Origin of the sequence: Accumulibacter sp. (genome assembly GCF_029255145.1) — a bacterium.
GTDB lineage: Bacteria > Pseudomonadota > Gammaproteobacteria > Burkholderiales > Rhodocyclaceae > Accumulibacter.
In genome coordinates this window covers 45,830-52,295 of sequence record NZ_JAPUVQ010000100.1, presented here as the reverse complement: position 1 = coordinate 52,295, position 6,466 = coordinate 45,830, and the positions used below count along the sequence as shown (strand labels likewise).

At 63.9% G+C, this 6,466-nt stretch carries 3 protein-coding genes and 1 pseudogene; 1 reads left to right on the top strand and 3 read right to left on the bottom strand.

Annotated elements, in window-relative coordinates:
* Positions 1–153: 153 nt before the first annotated feature.
* The 3 genes and pseudogenes from Q1L50_RS10320 to Q1L50_RS10310 all read right to left on the bottom strand — a co-directional run.
* A pseudogene (locus Q1L50_RS10320) lies at positions 154–549 on the bottom strand (acyl-CoA dehydrogenase family protein); the annotation flags it as partial.
* Positions 550–1,332: 783 nt separating this feature from the next.
* Complete coding sequence (locus Q1L50_RS10315; protein WP_300338180.1) at positions 1,333–2,682, bottom strand: hypothetical protein; 1,350 nt, start codon at positions 2,680–2,682, stop codon at positions 1,333–1,335.
* 164 nt (positions 2,683–2,846) lie between these two features.
* Positions 2,847–4,751 carry a potassium transporter Kup gene (locus tag Q1L50_RS10310; protein ID WP_300338178.1) on the bottom strand — a complete coding sequence of 635 codons (1,905 nt, stop codon included), beginning with the start codon at positions 4,749–4,751 and terminating at the stop codon, positions 2,847–2,849.
* A gap of 319 nt (positions 4,752–5,070) precedes the next feature.
* On the opposite strand from Q1L50_RS10310, the gene Q1L50_RS10305 reads away from it, so the two are divergent.
* Positions 5,071–6,456, top strand: a complete 1,386-nt coding sequence (locus tag Q1L50_RS10305; protein WP_300338175.1) for a CorA family divalent cation transporter — start codon at positions 5,071–5,073, stop codon at positions 6,454–6,456.
* Positions 6,457–6,466 lie beyond the last annotated feature (10 nt).

Genomic DNA, 6,466 nt, shown 5'->3' with positions numbered 1-6,466 from the left:
TCCTTGCACTCCTAGCGACGCTTGGTCTATGCCATACGAAAATTATGGCCTTCGAAATAAAGTGCTACTCGCAATTCCGGAATTCTACCTACATTCCCGGCCGGGATCAGGAAATCTGAATTTATGTCAATGGCGCGTTACGTTGAGAGCATTGGTATCGGAGCCGGCGCCCGGCTCGGTCACTGCCATCGACTGGACGCGCAGCCTGCCGGCAGCGATCTCCGGCAGGTATCTTGCCTTCTGCGCCGAACTGCCGCTGCGCAGCAGCGTTCCCATGTTATACATCTGGCCATGCACCGCGGCGGCGTTGCCGCCGCTGCGATTGATCTCTTCCATGATCACGCTCGCCGCCGTCAGACCCAGGCCCGAGCCGCCGTACTCCTCGGGGATCATCGCCGACAGCCAGCCGCCGTCGATCAGCGCATCGGCAAAAGCCTCGGGATACGCGCGCTGCTCGTCGAGCTTGCGGAAGTACTCGTCCGGAAACCGGCGGCAGAGGTCGCGAACGGCATCGCGGATTTCCTGGTGTTCGTCTGGCGTGTCGAGCATGGCGTTCGGTTCGTATCCTTGGCTGTGTTCGGGCGGCAAGCGGCAGCGGTGCGCGCACGCTTGGCAAGCGTAGCAGGGCCTTGCCGTTTTACAAGTCGCTGACGATCGCTGGCTCTTCGCCTGGTGGCTGCCGGGCCGCCCCGGCTCGTGCCGGCTCCGTGCCGCGCGCCGCCACCGTATGCCATCTGCCCCATCTGCCCCATCACCGCACCCAGCCAGGGTGCCGACGCCGCGCAAGCAGCTGCCGCCTTCGTCGCACGCTGGCAATCCGCCGACGGTTCGGAACTGGCGAACTATCAGTTCTTCGTCAGCGACCTCTGCCAGCTGCTCAAGGTGCCCGCGCCCGACCCGGTGCGCGACGACACCCGCGACAACGCCAAGCCAGTCGGCGCTGGCGATCGACCACCCGGCAAGCGGGGGCGCTGCGCTGGTGTCCCGGTAAGCGTGACGCGCTGCCCTAGCAGATCGCCGCCGTCGCCAGCGCGCTGGCGGCAGCGCCCGCGCCACTGGCGGAATCCGACCTCGCCAAGCGCTTGATCGGTAAGCGAGCGTGGAAGAAGTGCCTATCGCAGATCGTCGCCACGCTGGAAGCGCTCGGGCGCGTCCGCCGCCAGGGAACGCTGCTGCTCAGCGCCGGCCAACCGCGCAGGACCAACCGGCACCCGCGCCGACGCGGGTAGCCCGGCGCGATCGTTCCGGCGTCGCGTTGGCGTACGCCCCTCACCGCGCGCGACACCCGATCCAGCGGATCGAGGGCGCCCGACGCCAACCTTGCCAGCGCCTCTACTGCAGCGCACCGGGTGACAGCGGCTTGCCGACCGGCAGCGGGCGGATGCCGACGGGCAGCTTGAATTCGGCGCCAGGGGTCAGGCTCTGCTCGCGCACGGAACCGGGTGATTTGGCCGTGCCGCGCAGCGGGGAGTTGTTCGGCAAGCTGAAGCCCAGGTGGTCAACATCGATCAGCGCCGACCGGTCGACCAAGCGGTTGCCGTCGTAACGGCCCGGCGCTTGCGGGACGAAAACACCTTGTCCGACCAGCAGGTTGTTGAGTGCCCAGACTTCGGTTCCCGGCGGCATCTTGTCGGCCCAGACCCGCAAGAAGCGACCGCCGGACCAATTGTTGATCAGCGTGTTGTGCGCCAGGTAGAGCGCATTGTCGGGCCAGCGCTGGCCTTCGGCGCCATAGGACACGAGATCCTGATTATCGGTCTTGTCACTCTGGCCGATGACGTTGCCGATCACCCAGGCGACGCCGCCGTTCGGGAACTCGAGTTCGTACGAAGCCCGGCCGTCGACCCCGTCGACGAGCATGTTGTAGAGGATCATGCTTTCCCGCGCACGCGACTTGATCAGGTGACCGCGAAAACCCTGCTGAAAGCGGCTGCCCTTGATGCTCAGCCTGGCGATCGTGCCGGCGTAAAGCAGGTGGTGCAGCGCACCGGCGTGCGTCGGCGCTTCGCCGAATTCGCTGTCCTCGACCTCGAGCACCGCGTCCGCGGCGTTGCCGGCCAGGATGCCCGTCTCGTTGTTGAAGAAGGCGCAGCGGACGACGCGCAAGTGACCATTCTCGAAGCGGATCCCGGCCCCATTGCCGTCCGGCACGCGCACTCCGCGGAACTCGATATTCTCGATCAGCATGTCTGCATGGCGCACCACCCACAGCGCCTTGCCCTCGGCGCTGTCGCCGTCGGCGATCAGAAGCGGACGCTGGCCGCTGCCCCTGATCGTCAGCCGGGCTTGCGTCCACACCACCGCTTGCTGCCTGTACTCGCCGGGCCGGATCTCGACGGTGTCGCCGTCGCGGGCGATACGCGCCGCCTCCTGGATGCTCCGGATCTGCTCCTGCGGACCGACGACGATGGTCTTGCCGCTGGCCGCAGCCGCCGGTGTCTTCTTCTCCAGGCTCCTGGTCTGCATCGCGCGCTTGGCTGCGGCCGGATCGTCGGCCGTTCCGGCTGCGCCAGCCGGGGCGTCTGCCGGCGTCGGGACCACCTCCAGCTGCCCGCGTTCGTTGCGGCGAATGGTGCCCAGTTCGGCGGGTGCCGAAGGCAGCTGATCGGCCAGCACGGCCATGGCCAGAGTGGCGAGACAACCCAGGGTCAGCGGGGTGGCAAGGCGGCGTCGGTAGCTCATTTCTTCCTCGGATCAAGAAGGCCGGGACTGGCCATGACTGGTGTTGACTGATCGAGCTGCCGCCAATGATCTCGGCGACGGCCATTCGGCGCGCTTGCCTGGCGCCTTCACAGCTTCGGGCTCGCCTCCCGGAAGCTACCCAATCGCGACCTGAGACGCAAGCGCTACGACAGCTCGACCTGCGCGCCGAGCTCGATCACCCGGTTGGGCGGAATCTTGAAGAAAGCGGTCGCCGGATCGGCGTTGCGGAACATCCAGGTAAACAGCACCTGCCGCCACTGGGCCATCCGCGAGCGCCGGGAAATCGGCATCGTGACGACCGTCTCGCGACCAAGGAAGAACGAGGTTTCCATCATCTCGAAGACCAGTCCGTGCCCGGCGCATTGTTCCATGGCTCGCGGCAGGTCGGGTTCGTCCTTGAAGCCGTAACGGACAAACACGCGATTGAAGCCTGCGGTCAGCGTTTCGACCCGTACGCGCTCGCTTTCGGCGATGCGCGGCACGTCTTCGACGTCGACATGCATCAGTACCACCCGCTCGTGCAGGACCTTGTTGTGATACAGGTTGTGCAACAGCGCCCGCGGTACCCCGTCGGGGGTGGCCGTGAGGAAGACCCCGGTGCCACCGACGCGGTGCGGTCCGCCGGTGGTCAGACTGGCAATGAACGCTTCGAGCGGGACCGTATCCTGCTTCAGCTTTTCGTAGAGCAGCCGGCGACCGAGCTTCCAGGTCGACAGCAGGAGATAGACCGACAAGCCCAGGGTCAGCGGGAACCAGCCGCCGTCGAGGACCTTGATCACGTTGGCCGAAAAGAAGGCAAAGTCCACCGCCACGAAGAACACCAGGAACAGCGCGGCGCGCGGCCAACTCCACTTCCACATCGCGTGCACCACGACGAAGGCAAGGATGGTATCGATCATCATCGTCAGGGTGACCGCAATGCCGTAGGCGGAAGCGAGATTCGACGACGAGCGAAAACCGAGCACGACGATGATCACCGCTCCGAGCAGCAGCCAGTTGATGTTCGGGACGTAGATCTGGCCTTTTTCGCGCTCGGAGGTGAAGTTGACCCGGATCCTCGGGCAATAGCCCAGCTGCATGGCCTGGCTGGTCAGCGAAAACGCACCGGAAATCACCGCCTGCGAGGCGATCACGGTGGCAACCGTGGACAACACCACCAGCGGTATCCGGAACACGTCACTCGGCACCATCAGAAAGAAGGGGTTCTCGACCGCTGTCGGGTCGGCCAGAAGCAGTGCTCCCTGCCCAAGGTAGTTGAGGTACAGCAGCGGAAACACGCAAGCAAACCAGGCCCACTTGATCGACCGGCGGCCAAAATGACCCATGTCCGCGTACAGCGCTTCGCCACCGGTGATCGCCAGCACCACCGAACCCAGCGCCAGAAAGGCCAGTCCCTGATGTTCGAAGATGAAGCTCAGCGCATACCAGGGATTGATCGCCAGCAGCACAGCAGGATGCTGGATCACATGCCACAGGCCGAGCGCCCCGAGGGTGGCGAACCAGAACAGCATCACCGGGCCGAAGAGCGCACCGACCGCCGCCGTGCCGTGCCGCTGAAAAACGAAAAGCGCCACCAGGATGGTGATCGTGATCGGCAGGACATAGGGATCGAACAGCGGGGTGACGACTTTCAGCCCCTCGATCGCCGCCAGGACCGACATCGCCGGCGTGATCACCGCGTCACCATAGAAGAGAGCGGCGCCGAAGATACCCAGCGCCGACATCATCCAGAGCACGCGCGGCGAAGCATTCGCGGTGCGCAAGGCCAGTGCGGTCAGCGCCATGATGCCGCCCTCGCCCTTGTTGTCGGCGCGGGTGATGAACAGCACGTATTTCAGCGAAACGGTAATGGTCAGCGCCCAGAACACCAGCGACAGAATGCCCAGAACACTGTCGGCATCGATCGGCAGCGGATGATGACCGCCGAAGACTTCCTTCATGGTGTACAGCGGACTGGTGCCGATGTCACCGAAGACCACTCCCATGGCCGCCAGCGCGGTCGCCGCCAGGCCCGACTTGTCGCCGTGTGGCGCATTCTCTGCACTCATCACCCCCCCTTGAGCAGCGTTGCCATCGCATCGTGCTCATCGTTCCCGACCCGACAGCGGATCCGCCCCTCGCCGCCGCCCTCCCGACTGCCGCAACGCAGCAGCGAAGGCGCGATTCTAGGCCCAATGCGGCGCTGCAACAAGGACAAAAGTCGACCGGACCTGCATTTCGAATTCTCTGCCACAGCATTGATCAGAAAAGGATTTCAAGCTGTTTCACGGGTAACAAACGACACCCGATAAACACCCATCGTCGGTGCCACAGTGTTAAACTCGCGCCCCTTATTTGTGTGCTAACTACCATTCGGGAGGCGACACCTTGAGCGAAGAAAACAAGCGGCTTGCACCAGAAGCACTGCAACAGGGCCTCGCCGACGTTCACCTTTCGGAGGTGCGTTCGCTGCTCTCGCTGCAGAAGCGCGTCGAAGAACTCGTCGAACCGCTGGTCCGCGAACAGGACTCCGCGGACCTCGATGAAGCCAGCATCGAGATTCGGCAGCAGTATCGCAGGGAACTTCGCCAGAAGTTCAAGCTGATGCCGCCCATGGAAGTCGCCTACATCCTCGAGTCGCTGGACCCCAATGAGCGCCTGGTGGTCTGGGATGAAGTCAAGGAAGGCGCCGACCCGATCCTGGCGATACTCTCGGACGACGTGCTCGAGGAACTGATCGACGACAGCCACTATCGCAACGAGAAGACGACGATCACCGCTTTTGAACTGCGTGACGGCCGTCTGAGCCAGATCGCGGTCAGCGGCCCGGATGATCTGCAGAACGTTAAGCCGATCTGGGTGGACCTGATCGCGCCGACGAAGAAGATCCGCACCTGGATCGGCAAGCGCTTCGACGTCGACTTGCCTGATCCCGGCAGCCTGACCGACCTCGAAGCAAGCGCGCGATTCTATGTTGACGACGAGGGACACACGCACCTGCACTCCGACTTCCTGCTCGACACCAAGGAGGAGTCGCGTAACGTCCCGGTCGCCCTGATCCTTCAGAACGATGTCTTGTTTACCATCCGTACCGAGGAGCTGCCGGTGTTTCGCTTGCAGCGGGCGCGGGCGCGCACCCGGCCCGGTTACGTGACCGATGGCAAGGACGTCCTGCTCGACCTCTATGCAGCCGACGTCGAGTACTCGGCCAACGCACTGGAGGATGTCTACGCCGAACTGGAGCGTGTCGGCCGGCAGGTGTTGCGCTCGCACATCACCGACCAGGAAGCGACCGAGATCCTGAGCGCGATTTCAGAAGCGGAGGACCTCAACGGCCGCACCCGGCGCAACGTGCTGGACACACGCCGGGCGCTGTCATTCCTGCTGCGTGGCCGCTTCCTTTCGGACTCGCAGCTGGCTGAAGGACGCGAGATTCTGCGCGACATCGAATCCCTGGACGGCCATACCGCGTTCCTCTTCAACAAGATCAACTTCCTGATGGACGCAACCGACAGCGCGATCAACATCAACCAGAACAAGGACATCAAGCGCCTGACGGTGCTCAGCGTGATTTTCATGCCGATCAACGTCCTGGCCGGCATGGGCGGCATGTCCGAGTTCTCGATGATGACCGAGGGCATTCCCTGGCAGCTCGCCTACTCGGCTTTCGTCGTCGGCATGGTCCTGGTCGGCAGCTTCATGTACTTCGGCGTGAAATATTTCGAGAAACGCAGAATTCAGAGCAACCGGGCAGCGCACCGCCGGACTGCCTGACGACCGCCCG

Coding starts and splice junctions, on each gene's coding strand:
- Q1L50_RS10315 (WP_300338180.1), bottom strand. CDS start 2,682: ATGAGCTACCGACGCCGCCTTGCCACCCCGCTGACCCTGGGTTGTCTC.
- Q1L50_RS10310 (WP_300338178.1), bottom strand. CDS start 4,751: ATGAGTGCAGAGAATGCGCCACACGGCGACAAGTCGGGCCTGGCGGCG.